This is a genomic window from bacterium 336/3, assembly GCA_001281695.1.
GTDB lineage: Bacteria > Bacteroidota > Bacteroidia > Cytophagales > Thermonemataceae > Raineya.
In genome coordinates, this window is record LJIE01000001.1 from 1,339,623 (window position 1) to 1,358,102 (window position 18,480).

21 protein-coding genes, 1 tRNA gene and 1 pseudogene are annotated in these 18,480 nt (G+C 33.6%); 15 read left to right on the forward strand and 8 right to left on the reverse strand.

The window, feature by feature from the left end:
• Positions 1–15: 15 nt before the first annotated feature.
• The 3 genes from AD998_06325 to AD998_06335 all read right to left on the reverse strand — a co-directional run bounded on the left by AD998_06325 (position 16) and on the right by AD998_06335 (position 3,156).
• Positions 16–825: an rRNA methyltransferase gene (locus tag AD998_06325; protein ID KOY85816.1), complete on the reverse strand. Its 810-nt coding sequence runs from the start codon at positions 823–825 to the stop codon at positions 16–18.
• An 81-nt stretch (positions 826–906) separates the two neighbouring features.
• On the reverse strand, positions 907–1,653 hold the full coding sequence (locus AD998_06330) for a 3-ketoacyl-ACP reductase (GenBank protein KOY85817.1): 747 nt from the start codon (positions 1,651–1,653) through the stop codon (positions 907–909).
• A gap of 171 nt (positions 1,654–1,824) precedes the next feature.
• Entirely contained in the window at positions 1,825–3,156 is a 1,332-nt protein-coding gene (locus AD998_06335; GenBank protein ID KOY85818.1) for a Fe-S oxidoreductase, read from the reverse strand.
• Between the two features lie 109 nt (positions 3,157–3,265).
• On the opposite strand from AD998_06335, the gene AD998_06340 reads away from it, so the two are divergent.
• Positions 3,266–3,341 (forward strand) — tRNA-Phe (locus tag AD998_06340).
• 189 nt (positions 3,342–3,530) lie between these two features.
• Here AD998_06340 and AD998_06345 read toward each other — a convergent pair.
• The 3 genes from AD998_06345 to AD998_06355 form a co-directional block, all read right to left on the reverse strand.
• Positions 3,531–3,824 (reverse strand): hypothetical protein, encoded by a 294-nt coding sequence (locus tag AD998_06345; protein ID KOY85819.1) that lies wholly within the window; start codon positions 3,822–3,824, stop codon positions 3,531–3,533.
• Between the two features lie 97 nt (positions 3,825–3,921).
• On the reverse strand, positions 3,922–4,608 hold the full coding sequence (locus AD998_06350) for a hypothetical protein (GenBank protein KOY85820.1): 687 nt from the start codon (positions 4,606–4,608) through the stop codon (positions 3,922–3,924).
• 46 nt (positions 4,609–4,654) lie between these two features.
• On the reverse strand, positions 4,655–5,386 hold the full coding sequence (locus AD998_06355; protein ID KOY85821.1) for a hypothetical protein: 732 nt from the start codon (positions 5,384–5,386) through the stop codon (positions 4,655–4,657).
• A 353-nt stretch (positions 5,387–5,739) separates the two neighbouring features.
• On the opposite strand from AD998_06355, the gene AD998_06360 reads away from it, so the two are divergent.
• The 5 genes from AD998_06360 to AD998_06380 all read left to right on the forward strand — a co-directional run bounded on the left by AD998_06360 (position 5,740) and on the right by AD998_06380 (position 8,622).
• Entirely contained in the window at positions 5,740–6,294 is a 555-nt protein-coding gene (locus tag AD998_06360) for a cob(I)yrinic acid a c-diamide adenosyltransferase (protein KOY88085.1), read from the forward strand.
• Between the two features lie 76 nt (positions 6,295–6,370).
• Positions 6,371–7,435, forward strand: a complete 1,065-nt coding sequence (locus tag AD998_06365) for a branched-chain amino acid aminotransferase (protein ID KOY85822.1) — start codon at positions 6,371–6,373, stop codon at positions 7,433–7,435.
• Positions 7,436–7,550: 115 nt separating this feature from the next.
• A complete protein-coding gene (locus AD998_06370; GenBank protein KOY85823.1) occupies positions 7,551–8,018 on the forward strand; it encodes a hypothetical protein in 468 nt (155 codons plus the stop codon).
• A 21-nt stretch (positions 8,019–8,039) separates the two neighbouring features.
• Entirely contained in the window at positions 8,040–8,279 is a 240-nt protein-coding gene (locus AD998_06375) for a hypothetical protein (GenBank protein KOY85824.1), read from the forward strand.
• The gene (locus AD998_06380) at positions 8,239–8,622 is read left to right on the forward strand and encodes a hypothetical protein (protein ID KOY85825.1); all 384 of its coding nucleotides are present in this window, start codon (positions 8,239–8,241) and stop codon (positions 8,620–8,622) included. The genes AD998_06375 and AD998_06380 overlap by 41 nt, the downstream gene beginning before the upstream one ends.
• Positions 8,623–8,658: 36 nt before the next feature.
• Here AD998_06380 and AD998_06385 read toward each other — a convergent pair whose 3' ends face one another.
• Both AD998_06385 and AD998_06390 read right to left on the reverse strand, forming a co-directional pair.
• Positions 8,659–9,246 (reverse strand): hypothetical protein, encoded by a 588-nt coding sequence (locus AD998_06385; protein KOY85826.1) that lies wholly within the window; start codon positions 9,244–9,246, stop codon positions 8,659–8,661.
• An 84-nt stretch (positions 9,247–9,330) separates the two neighbouring features.
• Positions 9,331–10,719 carry a hypothetical protein gene (locus AD998_06390; GenBank protein KOY88086.1) on the reverse strand — a complete coding sequence of 463 codons (1,389 nt, stop codon included), beginning with the start codon at positions 10,717–10,719 and terminating at the stop codon, positions 9,331–9,333.
• A 157-nt stretch (positions 10,720–10,876) separates the two neighbouring features.
• Between AD998_06390 and AD998_06395 the strand changes: the two genes are divergently transcribed.
• The 9 genes and pseudogenes from AD998_06395 to AD998_06435 all read left to right on the forward strand — a co-directional run bounded on the left by AD998_06395 (position 10,877) and on the right by AD998_06435 (position 18,478).
• On the forward strand, positions 10,877–11,494 hold the full coding sequence (locus AD998_06395) for a hypothetical protein (protein ID KOY85827.1): 618 nt from the start codon (positions 10,877–10,879) through the stop codon (positions 11,492–11,494).
• Positions 11,495–11,499: 5 nt separating this feature from the next.
• A pseudogene (locus AD998_06400) lies at positions 11,500–11,832 on the forward strand (hypothetical protein).
• Between the two features lie 82 nt (positions 11,833–11,914).
• A complete protein-coding gene (locus AD998_06405) occupies positions 11,915–12,955 on the forward strand; it encodes a hypothetical protein (protein KOY85828.1) in 1,041 nt (346 codons plus the stop codon).
• Positions 12,955–13,491, forward strand: a complete 537-nt coding sequence (locus AD998_06410; GenBank protein ID KOY85829.1) for a hypothetical protein — start codon at positions 12,955–12,957, stop codon at positions 13,489–13,491. Before AD998_06405 ends, AD998_06410 begins: the two co-directional genes overlap by 1 nt.
• Positions 13,492–13,575: 84 nt before the next feature.
• Complete coding sequence (locus tag AD998_06415; GenBank protein KOY88087.1) at positions 13,576–14,085, forward strand: hypothetical protein; 510 nt, start codon at positions 13,576–13,578, stop codon at positions 14,083–14,085.
• A gap of 30 nt (positions 14,086–14,115) precedes the next feature.
• On the forward strand, positions 14,116–14,901 hold the full coding sequence (locus tag AD998_06420) for a short-chain dehydrogenase (GenBank protein ID KOY85830.1): 786 nt from the start codon (positions 14,116–14,118) through the stop codon (positions 14,899–14,901).
• Positions 14,902–14,954: 53 nt separating this feature from the next.
• Complete coding sequence (locus AD998_06425) at positions 14,955–15,392, forward strand: hypothetical protein (GenBank protein ID KOY88088.1); 438 nt, start codon at positions 14,955–14,957, stop codon at positions 15,390–15,392.
• A gap of 294 nt (positions 15,393–15,686) precedes the next feature.
• Positions 15,687–16,010 (forward strand): hypothetical protein, encoded by a 324-nt coding sequence (locus tag AD998_06430; GenBank protein KOY85831.1) that lies wholly within the window; start codon positions 15,687–15,689, stop codon positions 16,008–16,010.
• 2 nt (positions 16,011–16,012) lie between these two features.
• Positions 16,013–18,478, forward strand: coding sequence for a hypothetical protein (locus tag AD998_06435; protein KOY85832.1), 2,466 nt, complete (start codon positions 16,013–16,015; stop codon positions 18,476–18,478).
• The last annotated feature ends 2 nt before the right edge of the window (positions 18,479–18,480 follow it).

Consider the following 18,480-nt stretch of genomic DNA (forward strand, 5'->3'; position numbering starts at 1 on the left):
AGAAAAAAAGCAAATTTATTCGTGGCTATCTCGTTGCCTGATAGCTTCAAAGGTAACAATGGCAGCCGTTACTGAAACATTCATGGAATCTATTTCGCCACCCATAGGAATAATGATATTTTGTGAGGCATTTTTTATCCAAAAATCTGTGAGTCCAGTGGCTTCTGTACCTAAAATAATAGCAGTAGGTTTTTTGTAATCTATTTGTGTATAAGGTTTGGAAGCAGTAAGAGCAGTTGCAAGCATCTGAATGTTATTCTTTTTCAAAAATTCTAAGGCTTGTTCGTTGGTGCAAGCGACTACTTGTTTGGTAAAAACACAACCCAAACCCGAACGAATAGCATTGGGGTTGAAAATATCTGTTTGAGGATTACAAACCAAAATAGCATCTACACCAGCAGCATCAGCAGTACGCAAAATAGCTCCTAAGTTTCCTGGTTTTTCTACATTTTCAAGTACCAAAATAAGAGGAGATTTAGAAAGTTTGAGGGTGTCTAATGTTAAAAACTTGGGTTTAGCAAGAGCTACCACACCAAAAATATTTTCTCGATAGGCTATTTTTTCGAAAACTTGTTTGCTTACTTCAAAAATCTGTGTTTTTTGAAGATAATCTTTAAAAATCTTCTCAAAATCTCTTTCAGAAATCAAATCATAACAAAAAAAAAGGCTTTGAAAATCTACATGACCCTTGATAGCCAATTCAAGCTCTTTTGTGCCTTCAATAACAATCAGATTTTGAGATTTACGTTCTGAGGCTTTTTCCTCTAAACGTAAAATATTTTTGATTTTAGGATTTTGTAAGGATGTAATAATCTCGTAGGACATAACACTTAGGCTGATAAGACACAAAAATACAAAAAAGCAGGTATTTACACCTGCTTTTTGAAATCAATAAAAAATCTAGTCTTAATATACGTGCTGACCACCATTGATGGAGTAGTTAGCCCCTGTAATAAAGCTTGCTTTATCAGAAGCCAAGAATGAAACCAAATAAGCGATTTCTTCTGTTCCACCCAAACGACCCACAGGAATTTGAGCAATAATCTGATTACGAACGTCCTCTCTTACAGCCATTACCATATCTGTACCAATATAACCTGGCGAAATGGTATTTACTGTAATTCCTTTAGAAGCTACTTCCATAGCGAGTGTTTTCGTGAAACCATGCATACCAGCTTTAGCAGCCGAATAATTGGCTTGTCCGAATTGCCCTCTTTGTCCATTTACAGACGAAATATTGATGATACGTCCAAAATTTCTTTCACGCATACCATCTATTAGCTGACGAGTACAATTGAAAACGCTGTACAAATTGGTTTTTAAAACGGCATCCCAATCTTCATAGCTCATTTTATGAAAAGGTTTGTCTTTGGTAATACCTGCGTTGTTTACCAAAATATCAATAGGACCTACTTCAGCTTCAATTTTAGCAATCATTTCACCACAAGACACATAATCGCTGATATCAGCAGCATACAAATCAAATAAAAAGCCTTCAGCTTTCATTTTATCTGACCATTCTTTGGCCTTATCAGGGTTACGATAGTGAGCAACCACTCTATAACCATCTTGTTGAAGGCGTTGGCACATAGCTGTACCCAATCCACCAGTAGAACCCGTTACAAGGGCTACGCGTTTTCCATTTTTATCCATAATCTTAAAAGAGAGATTTGTAAAAGACCATTTGCTACAAAACTAATTTTTTTTTCTTAAAATAATAATTTTTTAAGATTTTTTTGCAGTTTTTTTAGAACTAGGTGTTATAACAATAAAAAAGCCTGTAAACAAGTTTGTTCACAGGCTTTTCATGAAAATATGTTATTTCTAAGCGTTTAACTTATTGATCCAGTTGAATCTATCAGAAGGGGAGAACTTCCAAGGAGCCATATTATTCTCTAAATTTCCGAACATAGCATTCCAAGAAGCAGGGGTATCAGCTTGCTCCATAGCAATGAAACGGCGAATATCCACGATAATGGAAAGAGGGTCAATGTTTACAGGGCAGGCATCTACACAAGCATTACAAGTGGTACAAGCCATAATTTCCTCTTTAGAAATATAATCTCCAAACAAAGATTTACCATCATTCAAAGCCTCTTCAGTGGTTTTGCCCTTAGCAATATGCTTTCCGACTTCTTCCAATCTATCACGAGTATCCATCATGATTTTACGAGGAGAAAGTTCTTTACCTGTCTGGTTTGCAGGGCATTGTGACGTACAACGACCACACTCCGTACACGAATACGCATCCATGAGTTGCTTCCAAGTCAAATCGTTTACATCTTTTGCACCAAAACGAGCAATGGGTGTTGCAGGTACATCATTGGCATTCATCAAACCCAAAGCAATTTTTACTTCATTGGTAACAGTAGGCATATTGACCATTTCGCCTTTGGGACGTAAATTCGAGAAATATGTATTGGGGAAAGCAAGCATGATATGCAAATGTTTTGAGTAGGTAACATATAACGCAAAACCCATAATACCGATGATATGAAGCCACCAAGCCACTCTTTCGATACTTACGAGTACGCCACTATCCATGCCTTCAAACATAGGAATTAAAAACTGACTGAATGCAAATCTGCCTACTTTTTCGTAATGCTCTACATTTCTATCCTGAAGAACAGCATCTGTAGCGTTCATAGTCAAGAATAAGGTCATCAAGACAATTTCATAGACAAGAATTAGGTTTGCATCTGTACGAGGCCACTTGGTCATTTCTTTTTGCCAGAAACGCTTGATTTTAAGCACATTTCTGCGAGCAAGGAAAGCCACACAAACAACAATTACACCTACTGCTAATCCTTCAAACACATTAATCAGGAAACTGTAAAAGCCTGCACCCAAAATAGGGGCAAACAAACGGTGCGTTCCTAAAATTCCATCCAAGACAATTTCGAGAAGTTCGATATTGACAATGATAAAACCAACATAAATCACAAAGTGCATCAAGCCGACAATTGGGCGTTGGAACATTTTGCCTTGTCCGAAGGCAACCAAAAGCATGGTTTTAAATCTTTCGCTGGGTTTGTCTTTTCTGCCAGCACTTTTGCCAAGTAAGATAGTTTTACGAATAATGCTGACTCTTTTATAGATGAGAAACGATGCAGCTCCTGCTAAAGCTATAAAAAGAAATTGAAGTATGTAACTCATAATGAGGTTGTTTATAAGTTTTTTAATAAAAAATTAATAAAAAAAGTAACTATTTATTTGCAAATATAAAAATCCTCTCTAATTTTGCATCACTTTTTACGGAAAATATGGTGCGGTAGCTCAGTAGGTAGAGCAAAGGACTGAAAATCCTTGTGTCGGCGGTTCGATCCCGCCCCACACCACCTCCTCAAAATAAGCCTTTCAGTAGCAATATTGGAAGGTTTTTTGTTTTATAGCCCAAATATAAAAATTAAATCTGAATTTAGAACTTCAACTTTTTGTAGTGAAAAAAGTTTTTTATTTTTGTAATTTAAGGAGCATTTTCGTCTTTGCGAGGCGAATATAATGAGCCGAAGCAATCTTGAAAAAATTTTTCATTCTTCTATTTTCCAGTTAAAATTTAAAGCTCCACATTTTGGGCAATTGATGTATTCTTCATCAAGCTTATCAAAACTACAACGATTACAATGCCCATAGATTTTATTGATATGGTTTGTAATATATTTTGCATGTGTAAGACTTACTTTGTAAGTATCTATGAGATACTTATCTGAATGAAGAAGAAGAGCAACAGCTATTAATTCTTTCAATTTTAATTTTTCTTCCTGCTTAAAATCTGGTATTTCAATTTCTTCTGTTGATAAACAATGTTTACATTTAACTTTCATTTTTTGTGTTATTTTGAATATTTTGAGGTTTTACCGTTTCAGGTGTTATTTATGTCAGGTGAATAACACCTGACATGGCGTAAAGTTGTTTTTTAATTTATGAGAAATCTATTTTTTGTGATTTTTGTTTGGTATAAACATCTATTATTTTTTGAGTATTATTGTAATCTATAAGATTCATTATTTCAATTCCTTTGTGTGTTTCTATATCATCAGATTGAAGTTTATTGATAGTTAATGTGTATGGTTTTATTTTTAAATCTTGATAAGCCTTGAGTTTATGATGCCCATCTAAAATGTATTGAGTATTAGAGTCTTTTATTTTAAGTAATACAGGAATAGGATAAATACCAGCCTTAATCTTTTTTTTGTAATGTTCTACAAATGCAGAATTAATATATGATTGAGTTGCTGAAAAGCAAACAGTCCTGCCATAAGATCCCTCAAATGGAGAAATAGATGTAATTTGAACTTGGAATTCTGATTTTTCATAACTCAATAGGTAGAGACCATTTGTAAGAAGTTGAGTAAGATGAGAAAATTGCTCAGATAGAGATAATTTTTTTTGGAGTATTCCATTAGAAACTATATTTTCATAAATATAGTTCTCTTGGAGAATCTCTTGTGTTATTTCTGTACTGATTTGGTATCTGAGAATAGTATTATAGTTTACAAAAAATATAGCAATTTTGGGTTTTTTCTTTATGTATAAATAGCTTTCCATAGCATTCCCCTTGATATGAATGTTGCCTTTTCCATTGCTAATTTCTATTATTTCATTCATATATAAGTCTTTTTTTACCGTTTCAGGTATTATCACCTGAAACTAGTTAGAGGGTAGAATCATCTTGCCATCTTGTATAAAATTCATTTTCATCTACATAATCAATATTATCAATTAAAATATCATTAACAAGATCATAAACTTTTGATGTGTGTGTAAATTCATAATCTAATTTCCATAATTTGAAATAATCATTCTCAGTTATATCTTCTTTTGTTTCACCTATTCCCAGTGGTGGTCTAAAAACTATACTTTCTTTAATTGTTTCTGCAAATACAGGAATTGTAATTACAGAAGGGAATAATTCATCATTGATCACTAATTTATTTAACTTATGATAAATCGTTTCCAATATCTTATCAAATATTTCAATTATTGGAAAACCATTTAGTTTATATATAATAATTACTGAGTTATAAAGTTCAATTTTAAATTCCCATATTTCAACACCATTATGTTTTTTACTAAAATTTTTAAAAATTTCAAAGAAAGGCTTAAATAAGTATTTATCTAAAAGTCCATCTGCAAATTTATCAATAACTTTTCCTCCTATATAACCTCCAATAATTGTAAGATAGGTTTGTAAATCGGTATTCAGAAAAAATTCTACTGCTAATTCATATGCATTGCCACCTCTTCCAATGGCAGGTTTTGGTTTAATAAAATGGTTATACTCTTTTGATAGATTTTCCTTGAATTCATCCATATACATAAAATCTTCAAAATCATAGTTTGAAGTAAATGCATCATATCTAATTTTTAGTATAGGCTTCTCCATTAATTCTTATAGTTAAATTTCTAATTATCTTTGCCTAAATCTACAAAACAAAAAGTTTCCACGCATCAGGGAATCCCTGATTTTGCATTGGTGTAATAAAATATTTTTTTTGAACGTTTTAAGAAATTAATTTTCTTGTTTTAAGGATATTATAAAATTATGCACTCAGAAAATAGATGTAATATTTGAGAGGTTTTTGCATAAAAATATAAAATTAAATGTTGCAACAAGAATATTTTACAGACTTATACAATGAAATAAAGCGAAAATCGTTGTGGGTCAAGATAGCAAAACCATTTTTTTATTTAGAGAAAAATAGCTACTTTGCGACTTCAAAAAACAAAACTTTATCTGTGAAAATTTATACAAAAACAGGCGATAAAGGTCAGACCTCACTTGTAAGCGGGAAGCGTGTAGATAAATTTCATCTACGCATAGAAAGTTATGGGACTGTGGACGAACTAAACTCGTATGTGGGTTTGTTAAGAGACCAAGAAGTCAATGAGGTAAGAAAAGATACACTCAAAGAAATACAAGACAGATTGTTTACCATAGGCTCATTACTTGCCTCAGAACCAGAGAATCAGAAGAAAAAAGTACCCGATTTATTTGATACAGATGTGGAGTTTTTGGAAAAAGAAATAGACAAAATGGACGAAGTGCTGCCTGCCATGCGTTTCTTCATTTTACCTGGGGGGCATCCTGCTATTTCTTTTGGGCATGTGGCTCGTACGGTTTGCCGAAGAGCCGAAAGACTTGTACTCAAACTATCTCAGCAAGAGGAAATTGTAGAAGGAGGGTTGATAGCTCGCTATCTCAACAGGCTTTCGGACTACCTGTTCGTATTGTGTAGAAAAATGCACCAAGAACTCAATATTGAGGAAATTCCTTGGAAACCAAGAATCTAATTTAAACCGGAGGTTGGACATAAACAAACACACCTAAAGACCTCCTTATCTAATAACTCTTTAAACCATAACAAAGATGATTGATACTTTCTTAATCGAAGTCGAAACAACTAAACAATCTCGTTTAGAGACAGTTGATTTCAACGACTTAGGCTTTGGTAGAATTTTTTCAGACCACATGTTGGTTGCTGATTATAAGGATGGACAGTGGGTGAGCTGTAAAGTGATGCCTTATGGCGATATGCAATTAAGTCCTGCTATGGCAGCTTTGCATTATGGACAAAGTATCTTTGAGGGTTTAAAAGCTCAATATACACAAGATGGCGACATATCCGTTTTCAGACCTTGGGAAAACCATAAAAGAATGCTAACCTCTGCTGAAAGAATGTGTATGCCTGCTATCCCTGAGGAAATTTTTATTGGTGGTATGAGACAACTTATTGAGTTGGATAAAGGCTGGATTCCTAAACAAGAAGGGGCGAGTTTATATATCAGACCTTTTATGTTTGCTTCTGAGCCATTTTTGGGTGTAAGACCTTCTCACGAGTATAAATTTATCATTTTTACTTGTCCTGTGGGTAATTATTATTCTGAGCCTGTAAAACTCAATATTCAAACACATTATTCTCGTGTGGCTCAAGGTGGAATTGGTTGTGCAAAAACGGCTGGTAACTATGCTGCTTCGTTGTACCCTGCTGTACAAGGACAAAAGACAGGTTATCACCAACAACTCTGGACAAATAGCGATACGCATGAATATATTGAGGAAGTAGGGACTATGAATATCATGATTAGAATGGGTAACAAAATTATTACGCCTACACTCGGCGATACCATTTTGAGAGGGATTACACGTGATAGCGTACTTACATTGGCTAAAGAGTGGGGTTATGATGTAGAAGAGCGTAAAGTGAAAGTTACTGAATTGGTAGAAGGTTTGAAAAATAATACAATAGACGAAGTATTTGGTCTGGGAACGGCTGCTGTAGTGGCTCATGTGAAGGCTATTCACCACGAAGGTGCTGATTATCACCTTCCTGCTCTTGAAAAAAGAGAGTTTGCCAATAAAGTATTGGATACACTTACCAAACTCAAATACGGACAAATTGAAGATAAATACAATTGGTTAATGAGAATTTAATCAAGATTTTACTCATAAAAAAAGATGTAAAACACTAATAGCAAGTGTTTTACATCTTTTTTGTTGTAGAATAACGAAGTTTTTATAAATTTGTCATAAACTTAATCTCAAAATTATGCATAAATATATCGTATTAGCTTTGTTTTTATTTTTAGTGTCTTCTTGTGAACTTTTACAAGGTAAAAAAAGGTTAATTCAGAAGAAGTGGCAAGTAGAAAATGCTGAAATCCCAGGTGGCGAAATAGCAGGGAGTTTCTTGAAAGAACTCATACCAGGGGCATCATTGCTAGATAAAGTAGGAGCTTTTGATATAGCCAAAGATTTTGTACTCAAAGAAGCTCAAAATAAGCTTTTGAAGGCTAATTTTGATTTCCAGAAAGATGGGACACTTCAATTTTCGGTAGCAGGGCAAAGTGTAGATGCAGCTAAGTGGCGTTATGATAGTGATAAAAATCAGTTGATTTTAAATATTAAAGATGTAGATTTACCTCTGAATATCGAAAAAATAGAAAAAGAACAAATGATATTGGTGTATGAGTTTAAAGGACAAAAAATGAAACTCCAATTTAAACCCATGCTATAAAGCATAATAAAAAAGTTTCTTATGAAAAAATTGATTGTTTTAGCACTTATCTTTTTACCTAATCTCATACAAGCTCAATGTGTGATGTGTAAATCTGTATCAGAAAGCTCTGGACAAGGAAATGGGATCAATAGTGCAATCTTATACATGGCTTTTTTCCCTTATTTGTTGCTTTCTGCTTTGGGTTATGTTTGGTATAAGAACTATAAGAAAAACAAAGATGCAAAAAAGAACAAAACTGCAAGCCATCATAGCTTGTAAATGTCCCCAGTGTAGAGAAGGCGATTTATTTGAGAAAGGCTTTGGATTTCCTAAAGCTAGAGAAAAATGCCCTGTATGTAATGTACGCTACGAAAAAGAACCTGATTTTTTTCAAGGTGCAATGTATATAGGTTATGCTTTCTCTGTAGCTTTATTTATTGTAGTAGGTTTTACAACTTTCTATCTATTCAACGACCCTGAACCTTGGGTATATGCCGTTATTATTATACCCTTAGTAATTATACTTGCTCCTTTTAATTTACGCTATTCCAAATCTATGTTTATTCATGTATTTGGAGATTTTGAATACAAACCTGAAAGAATTGCTCATAAAAAAGGCTAAACATTTATGTTTAGCCTTTTATTTTTATAAAGAATCTTAATCTTTAAATGCTTTATCAAAAACTTGTGTAAGCGAATAATCCTCCATTTCTTCAAGAGTAAGAGTATCAACAATATCAAGAGCAGCACCTGCTTTTGTCAAATCATCATCCAAGGTTTTCAAAAACTCTGAAGCAGCAGGGTCTGTACCTACTTGGATAAACGAAATAGCAAGTTCTGAACGGTCTTTAATTTTATGAGACATTCTGGCAATACTTTGAGAAACACTTTCTCTATTATCAGGTTCACCATCTGTAACTACCAATACTAATTCGGGCACATTGACACCACTAGCTTTTCTTTGTGCAATGAACTCGAATGCATCTTCTAATACATCACCTAGTTCAGTTCCTCCACCAGGTTCATTTTCTTCGTATATTTCTGTTACTTTAGGAGCGGTTACTTTTTCATAACGTTTAAATCTACCTGCAAACATATATAGAGTCATCCCTTCTGTATCCTTCTGTTCAGCTTTGTAAGCCAAAGCAGTGATGGCTTCTTTACAAGCTTCCCAACGAGAACGTCCATTTTTCTGGTCTCTGATTGTCATTGAGCCACTTTTATCCAAAATCAGTGTACACTTCATAATTTAGTTACGTATGTTTTAGCAAAATTAAATGCTATTTTAGATAAAACAATTAAAAACACAAAGAAAATAGCCTTTTTTTTCTTAAAAACTACTTTCAAAATTAAAGAACAAACCAAATTGCCCCAATTTGTTGTAGGTTAAGTCTATTTGAAACACACTATTATAATAAGTTACAAAATCAGCACCAACACCTGTACCCCAAAGTAGTTGATTAGCAAGGGGATTTCTTTCTTTAGAAAAAACATTATCCGAAGCATAACCCATATCGGCATAAATTTTAGGATAAATAGCCAAAGGAATAGTTTTAAACTGTTTTAAGGGCATAAAACGTACATTCTTAATAATATTGACCAATTGATATTTGAGTGTAGATTTAGCCATTAAATAATGTTGTCCGTCCACTACATACAACTGAAACCCTCTGACTAAATCATTGCCGTAGCCCATGGCAGAGGCATAAGAGTAGGGTTGCCCTTGATGATACAAGAGTCTGCCTCCCAGAGCAAAACTACTATAAAATTTTTGAGAAAGAGGCTTATGATACTGATAAGCAGCTTTTAGGAACCATAAATCCAAATCATCAGCTTTGAAAATACCATGTTTTTCAAAACGAGCAAATATTCGTTTGCCTTTGAGTGGATAACTTGCAAAATCTCGATTATCATATATATAATCATATCCCAACATCCAAAATTGCTGAAATGGATTGTTATTCAAATGATAATTAGGATTTAAAATAGCAATAGTATCATAAATTCGGTTTTTCATAAACCGAATATCTATATTCTGAAAAGTATAAAATCCTGTTCGTTTACGAAGCCTAATTTCAGCATTGTATCGCTCTTTGAGTAGGTTTTCAGACCTTAAAAAAAGAAGTTTGTTGTTTTCTGTCTGGAAAGCTAAATTTTTGTACTGATGATACGAAAAATACAAGGTAAGCCCATATTGTTGTTTTTTATCCAAATAAGGAATTTTATAAGATAGCCTAAATCTGCCTATAAAACCACTCTGAGCATTGAATTCTAAAGCCTCATTACGTCCTCGTACATTTTTTAAAACAAGCAATGCCCCATAATTTGTTCTTGTCAAATCTCGTTTTCTATCGTACCACCATTCATTGAAATTACGGTCTGCAAGTTCAAAAATAGGAGCAGCAAAAAAATAGAAACGTTCTTTGAACAAAATGCGTAAATCAGAAACCAAAGAGTCTTTTTCTATCCATTGGGGTTCAACAGCTATAAAAAGATTAATGTTGAACAGACGATTCTGAATGTTCTCTAAAATTAATTTTTGTTTGTGCTTGGGAATAGTATCGCCTTCTTGAATATCAATTTCCCTGAAAATAATGCTTGGGCGTGTTTTTTTATTGCCTTCCAACACAATTTTGCCAACAATTATATATTGCGTTGAATCTTGAGCGAGACTCAAGAAATGTTGTAAAAAGAAACAAACAAAAATATAAATACGCAAAACAGCCAACACAATCTATCCTTTTTTGAACCAAATTAATAAAAAAACCTTTAAAAAGCTATTTTAAGGCTTTTTTATTTTTTTATAAAAATTTTCAAACAATTTGTTTTTTTGTTTGAAAATTTTAATTTAACTTTGTAGTATCAAAATGAAAAACATGGAAGAAACGAAAATATCTAAAAGTGAATTAAAACTAAAAGCTATTTTAAAAGCAGCCAAAGACTGTTTTGCTCGTTATGGTTACGAAAAAACTACTTTGGACGATATTGGAAAAATAGCAAGACTCAACAAGGCTTCGTTGTATTATTATTTCAAAAACAAAGAAGATATTTTTATTCAGGTGGTGTTATCAGAAGCCAAAGATTTTATAGAAAAGCTACAAAACTCAGCATTACAAGCAGAAAGCATAGAAGAAAAAATAGTTACTTATTTAATTGCTCGAATGCGATATTATAGAGATGTCTTGAATCTTCATCAGTTGTCAGTAACGATTGTTCAGGAAATACAACCCAAGTTTGACGAAGTTTATCAGAGTGTTAAAAATGAAGAAATTGCTTATTTGGAAAGTATTTTAAAGCAGGGAATTAAGCAAAAAGTATTTGAATTGCATAACTCATTACAAATTGCAGAGGTACTCATTACCATTGCCGATGCTCTCAAACATGAAGCGACATTTCGTTCCAATACATTTGATATGGCATCTGTGGATTATTCGAAAGCAGAAAAAAAGATAGAAATGATTACCAAACTGATTTTGAAAGGTCTTAATTCCTAAAAACAATGGCAAGTTACCATACATCTATAGAAATTGATGCTCCTTTGGAGCGAGTTTGGGCAGAGCTGATGAACATTGAAAGCTATCCAACATGGAATCCGTTGGTAAAAACAATTCAAGGGGATTTGAAAGAGGGTAACGAAATCAAAATTTATATCATTCCTCTCAAATCTAATTTTAAAGCAAAACTAACAGTCTTTCAGCCTCAAAAAGAAATGACATGGTTGGGAGCTTTGGGAGCAAGCTGGATAGTTTGTGGAGAGCATTATTACAGACTCGAACCAAAAGGAAATAAGACTCTTTTATTACATGGAGAGGAATTTAAAGGTGTTTTATCCTATTTCATACCTCCCTTTATCACCAATATGATGAAGAAAACTTTTGAAAAACATAATCAGATATTAAAACAACGAATTGAAAATGGAAAATAAGGTTTTGTTGTATGGAGCAACAGGTTATACAGCCCAGTTGGTAATCGAAGAAATGCTAAAAAAAGGCATCAAACCAATATTAGCAGGAAGAAGTAAATCTGTGGAGGCGATTGGGAAAAAGTACAGTTTACAAACCAGAATTTTTGATTTAGAAAACTCAGAAAATATTCAAAAAAATATAACTGATATAATGCTTGTGGTCAATTTGGCAGGACCCTTTCAGCTTACAGCCCAAAAATTGATTCAGGCATGCCTCAGTACCAACACCCATTATACAGACATTGCGGGAGAAGTAAAAGATTTTGAAAAAGTATATAGCTTTGACAAACCAGCCCAAGAAGCAGAAATTATGCTGATGGCAGGTATAGGGTTTGGTGTAGTACCAACTGATGTGGCTTCATATATTGCCAAACAAAATTTGCCAGACGCTCATGAGCTTACCATTGCATTTGCTACACAAGGAGGCGTTTCGCAAGGGACACTCAAAACTGTTCTCAAAGACATGAATGAGGTAGGTGTGAAACGTATAGATGGCAAACTAACTTCTTGTAAACCAGCAGAAAGTAATTTTTCTTTTGCTTTGGGAGGTAAAAAACATGCATGTGTAAGCAATCCTTGGAGAGCAGATGTATTTTCGGCATATTATACCACTCAAATACCCAATATCAAGGCATATTCGGCATTTCCTGCACCATTGGTATTTATGATGAGAAATAAGTGGCTTTTTGGAAAATTTACAAAAAGTACACTTCTACAAAAACTCATAGCCAAAGCTCCTCAAGGTCCTACAGAAAAAGAACTGAAAGAAGGAAAAACATGGGTATATGTGGAGGCTCAAAATAAAAAAGGGAAAAAAGTTACAGTAAGTATAGAAGGGCAAGAAGCCTATATGTTTACAGCCCAAACAGTTACTCAAATTGCAAAATATATCTTAGAAAATCATTGGCAGGCGGGTTTCCAAACGCCAGCGAAAATGTATGGAACAAAAATTTTAGAAAACTTGAATGTGCAAATAAAAACAACCTTATAATGATTAAGAAAATATTAATAGTAGCTTTTATCTATTCCTTCTTCACGCTGAATGCTCAAAATACATCAATTATGAAATATCAAAAAATAAAAGGAGATTTTTATAAAGAATCTGATTATAAAAAGCTAATAGAAAGGCTGGATAATATTACTCCCAATTCACAAAGGAAATGGGGAACAATGACAGTTTCTCAGATGCTACATCATTTGAATTTAGCAATTGGAAGTGGACTGGGATATTATACACTACCTGATAACAGCAGTTTTATGAGTAGAGGTTTTAATCAGTTTTTGATTTTAAACGTTTTGAAAAAATTTCCGACCAATACAAAAACAGCTAAACCTTTAAAAGTTACAGAAAACTTTGATTTTGAAACAGAAAAACAAAAGCTAAAAGAAATATTAGAAAAAGCTTATGCTACAAAATCTGATAATGATTGGGGAAGGCATACTTATTTTGGCGAAATGACAAGAAAAGCTTGGGGGAAGTTAATCATGATACACTGCAATCACCACTTTCAACAATTTGGTAATTAAGGAGTTGTATTATTGTGTCTAAATGGTTAGCTTAGAGAAAATATCTGTAAGTACCCTTAAAAACTATGCAATATGGAACAGAAAATGCAAACTTACTTTGTAGCTGAAAAAGCTGAATCAGTGATTTTTATGCTGGTGGGTATCATCGCCATTATAGGAGCTTTGATAGGGATTTTTTATCTTAAAAAACCTATGTGGAATGGTATGGCGATACCTCTAATACTGGTTGCCTTTATTCAAATTACAGTAGGAGCGACAGTTTATTTTCGTACAGATAAGCAACTCAAAAATCTTATAGAAGCATACAAAAAAGAACCTAAAAAATATGTAAAAGAAGAACTTGAAAGAATGATAGTAGTAAACAAGAACTTTGATATTTATAAATATGTAGAAATTGCTCTGCTTGTAATAGGTTTAGCTCTTATTGTAGTAGAGATGTTTTGGATGAAAGATAAGCCTTTTTGGTTGGGGATAGGAATAGGGCTGGCTCTACAAAGTAGTATTATGTTGGGGGCTGATTTTTTTGCAGAAAGTAGAGCTGATGTATATACGGCACAACTCATGGAGTTAGAAAAAAACCTTCAATTTCAATAAAATTCATTAAAAAATATAAATTTTGCAATCATGGCACAAAAAAATGTATTAATTACAGGAGCAAGTAGCGGAATAGGCTACGAATTAGCCAAAATATTTTCTCAAAACCAATATAATTTGGTTTTGGTAGCTCGTAATGAAAATAAACTTATTGAACTCAAAAAAGAATTAGAAGCAAAATATAACAACAAAGTTTGGGTTATAGGGAAAGATTTATCACGCCCTGAAGCTCCCAAAGAAGTATATGACTGGACTCAAAGCCAAGATATTGAAATTCATGAACTTGTAAACAACGCTGGCTTTGGCGATTTTGGTAAATTCCATGAAGCAAAATGGCAAAAACAACAAGAAATGTTACAACTCAATATCCATGCCCTTACTGAGCTTACACACTCATATTTGCCCAATATGGTGGCTAAAAAATATGGTAGAATTTTAAATGTTGCTTCTACGGCTGCTTTCCAGCCTGGACCTTTGATGGCTGTTTATTATGCAACGAAAGCGTATGTATTGCATTTTTCGGAAGGAATTGCCAACGAATTGCAGGGAACAGGCGTAACAGTGACAGCTCTTTGCCCAGGGGCTACCGAATCGGGCTTCCAAGCAGCTGCAGCTATGGAGGAATCGAAGCTTGTAAAAGGTAAAAAACTACCAACTTCTTACGATGTAGCTTTGTATGGATACAAAGAAATGCAAAAAGGTACAGTAGTGGCTATTCATGGCATGATGAACTACTTGCTTGCAAACTCTGTACGTTTTACGCCTCGTGCTTTGGTGCGTGGTTTGGTAAGAAGTATGCAAGAGAAATCGAAATAAAAATATCTCATATTCATATCTTTTTTTTATAATTGTTCCGATATATTGAACTTATGGAACAAATTGATACGAAAGGAGAAAACTCTCTACCCTTAATCTATCCAACACTTATCAAAAGATTTCAATCTTTGATGATAGACCAATTTTTTATTGTTGCGTGCTTGTTTTTATTGAGTCAATTATTTGCCAATACAAATGAAGAAGAAATGGGATGGATAAAAGGGATTTTGTGGGTGTCATTATTTTTTGTTTATGAACCACTATGTATGGTGCTTGGGTGTACTCTTGGAAATTATATAGTAGGAATACGAGTGAGGAAAATTAAGAACCCAACAGAAAGAATTAATATACTGCAATCTTATATACGATTTGTTTCAAAAATACTACTTGGAACGGTCTCTTTTTTCACTGTTACAGCAGATAAACAAAAAAGAGCCATCCATGATATGATAGTGGACTCTGTAGTGATTTATAATCCTAAAAATAAATGAAAAAGCCCTTAAATTTTTAAGGGCTTTTCTGTTGCAAAATCAGTTTGTTCTATGATTCTTGTCATGGGCGAACTGATTTTTTTTCTGCTAATTTGTATTAGCATAGAAAGCGAAAATCATCATAACAATAAACTTTTCTAATCAAAACTTAGGTGTAAAACTAATGGTAAACGAGGTTGGCTTTGCTATCCTCGTTTCTGATTTTTATGAGCAAAATCAGTTTTTTATGCCTACCAAACTCATTCAAATGTTGCAGAGAGCTATGTAGTTTTGAAACCATGAATTACTACGATTATGACAGTCAAAGAACTATTTTATACAAAAGAACAAGGCATAGATAACCTCATACTACTATTTTTCTATAAAGGGAAAACAGATAAAGGCTTATGGGGACGTATGGAAGAGATTTTTGGAAATGAAAACAATCTCCATTTGTTCTCTGTGGATATAGATATGCACCCTGAATTGGCTAAAAGTTTTTCCGTTCAACTTACTCCAAAGTTACTTGTCATACACAATGGTAAAGAGGTGGCTCGCTATAAACCTACGGATATTACAGAAGAAGCTCTTCAAAAAATATCTTTGGAAATTAAAGAAAATTACCTTTTAGATAAATAGCTATGGCAATCAATCATACACATACTGAAGAAAAAACAACTTGTTATCATTGTGGAGATACTTGCAAAGAGGTGATTTCATACCATGAGAAACAATTCTGTTGTACAGGATGCCAAAATGTATATGCCATTCTTCAAGAAAACAATCTTTGTGAATATTATAATTTGAATGATTTAGCTGGTAATTCTGTGAAAAATGCAGTCAGGGCTGAAAAATTTGAGTACCTCAACCTACCCGAAGTAAAAAGTAAGATTATAGATTTTTCTGATGGTAAAATTGCCAAAGTTACATTGTATTTGCCTCAAATTCATTGTAGTTCTTGCATTTGGCTCTTAGAAAATTTACATAAACTCAATAGTGGTGTAAGACAGTCGAGAGTAGATTTCTTAAAAAAGAAAGTGTCTATTACTTACTCAGAAGAGCAAACAGACTTGCAAGCACTTGCCACATTGCTTTCTCAAATTGGCTACGAACCCCATATTACACTCAATGATACAGAAGAAAAAGACCAAGAATACAAGCATTTGAGCAAGAATCAACGAAAAATAATTGCTAAAATCGCTGTAGCTGGTTTTTCTTTTGGAAATATTATGCTCATTAGCTTTCCTGAATACTTCGGATTTGATAGTCATTCTGAAGGTTCATTCAAGCATTTTTTTCAGTATGTAAATTTTGCTTTGGTATTGCCTTCGTTCTTTTTTGGAGGTTGGGATTACCTGACATCAGCATATAGAAACTTGAAAAAAGGCGTATTGAACATAGACTTTCCTTTGGCTTTGGGGCTTATTGTGCTATTTATCAGAAGTTTATTTGAAATTATAACAGAAGTAGGAGCAGGCTATACCGATACACTGGCAGGGCTGATATTTTTCTTGCTTTTGGGTAAATGGTTTCAACAAAAAACTTATGATGTTCTTCGTTACAATCGAGATTTCAAATCTTATTTTCCTGTGGCTGTGGCAGTCAAAAATGAAGAAAATCAGGAAGTTCAGAAGCCTATCAATCAGCTAAAAGTTGGGAATCGTATCGTAATTCGTAACCAAGAGCTTATTCCAGCAGATGCTATTTTACTCAAAGGCGAAGCCAATATTGATTATAGTTTTGTAACTGGTGAGGCTATGCCCACTGAAAAAGTACTGGGAGAAATGATTTATGCAGGTGGTAGACAAATAGGAGCGACTTTAGAACTCGAAGTGATGAAGTCTGTCTCTCAAAGCTACCTAACAGAACTTTGGAATAAGGAAGATTTTCAGAAAAAACATTATACACAAGAAACAACGCTACAATTACAGTCTTTTTTAAGCAAATATTTTACTTATGGATTGCTTATAGTGGCTTTTTCGGCATTGAGTTTTTGGCTTGTCAAAAGTGATTTACCTAGAGCTATCAATGCGTTTACAGCAGTTTTAATAATTGCCTGTCCTTGTGCATTGGCTCTTTCAAGTCCGTTTGCTTTAGGAACAGCCATGAGAATATTGGGTAAATGGAAATTGTACTTAAAAAACGTATCTGTCATTGAAAATTTGGCAAAAGTACAAACCATCATTTTTGATAAAACAGGTACAATTACAGAGAGAGAAAGTTCACAAGTAGAGTTTATAAACCAAACAGAAAACCTAAACCCTGAAGAAATACAAATGATAGGGAATTTGGTAAGAAACTCTACCCACCCTTTATCTCAGCATATTTATCATCATTTAAGCCAAAAGGAAAAAGTACAAGAAATTCCTTTAGAAAGTTTTAAAGAAATCATAGGAAGGGGCTTAGAAGCAAAAATTTCAAATAAATCTGTAAAAATAGGCTCTTCGCAATATGTGGGTGTACCCAAAGATAGTAATGATTATACCACCAAAGTATTTGTAGAAATAGATGGGACATTGAAAGGATATTTCTTATTCCATAATACATACAGAAAAGGATTGGAAAATCTGACAAGTAGTTTATTGAATCAAGGATATGACTTGCATTTGCTTTCTGGAGATAACAAAGGTGAAGCTACTTATTTAGAACATTATTTTTTACGTCCCGAAAAACTGCATTTTAATCAATCACCACAAGATAAATGGGCTTTTGTGAATGCTTTGCAACAAAATAAGCAATCTGTTTTGATGTTAGGTGATGGTTTGAATGATGCTGGAGCTTTACAAAAAGCAGATGTAGGAATAGCTGTAACAGATAACATAGCTTATTTCACGCCTGCTTCAGATGCCATTTTGGATGCTAAAAATCTGTCTTATTTGAGTGGATTCACAGCATTTGCCAAAAAAACGATGCAAGTAATCAAATGGAGTTTTGTAATATCTCTGATTTACAACATCATTGGGTTGTTTTTTGCAGTGCAGGGGACACTTTCTCCTTTGATTGCAGCCATTCTGATGCCCATTAGCTCTATTACAGTTGTAGCATTTACCACCCTTTCAGTAAGCAATTTTGAGAAGGTGATTAAAAATATACGCAGTACAAAATGATT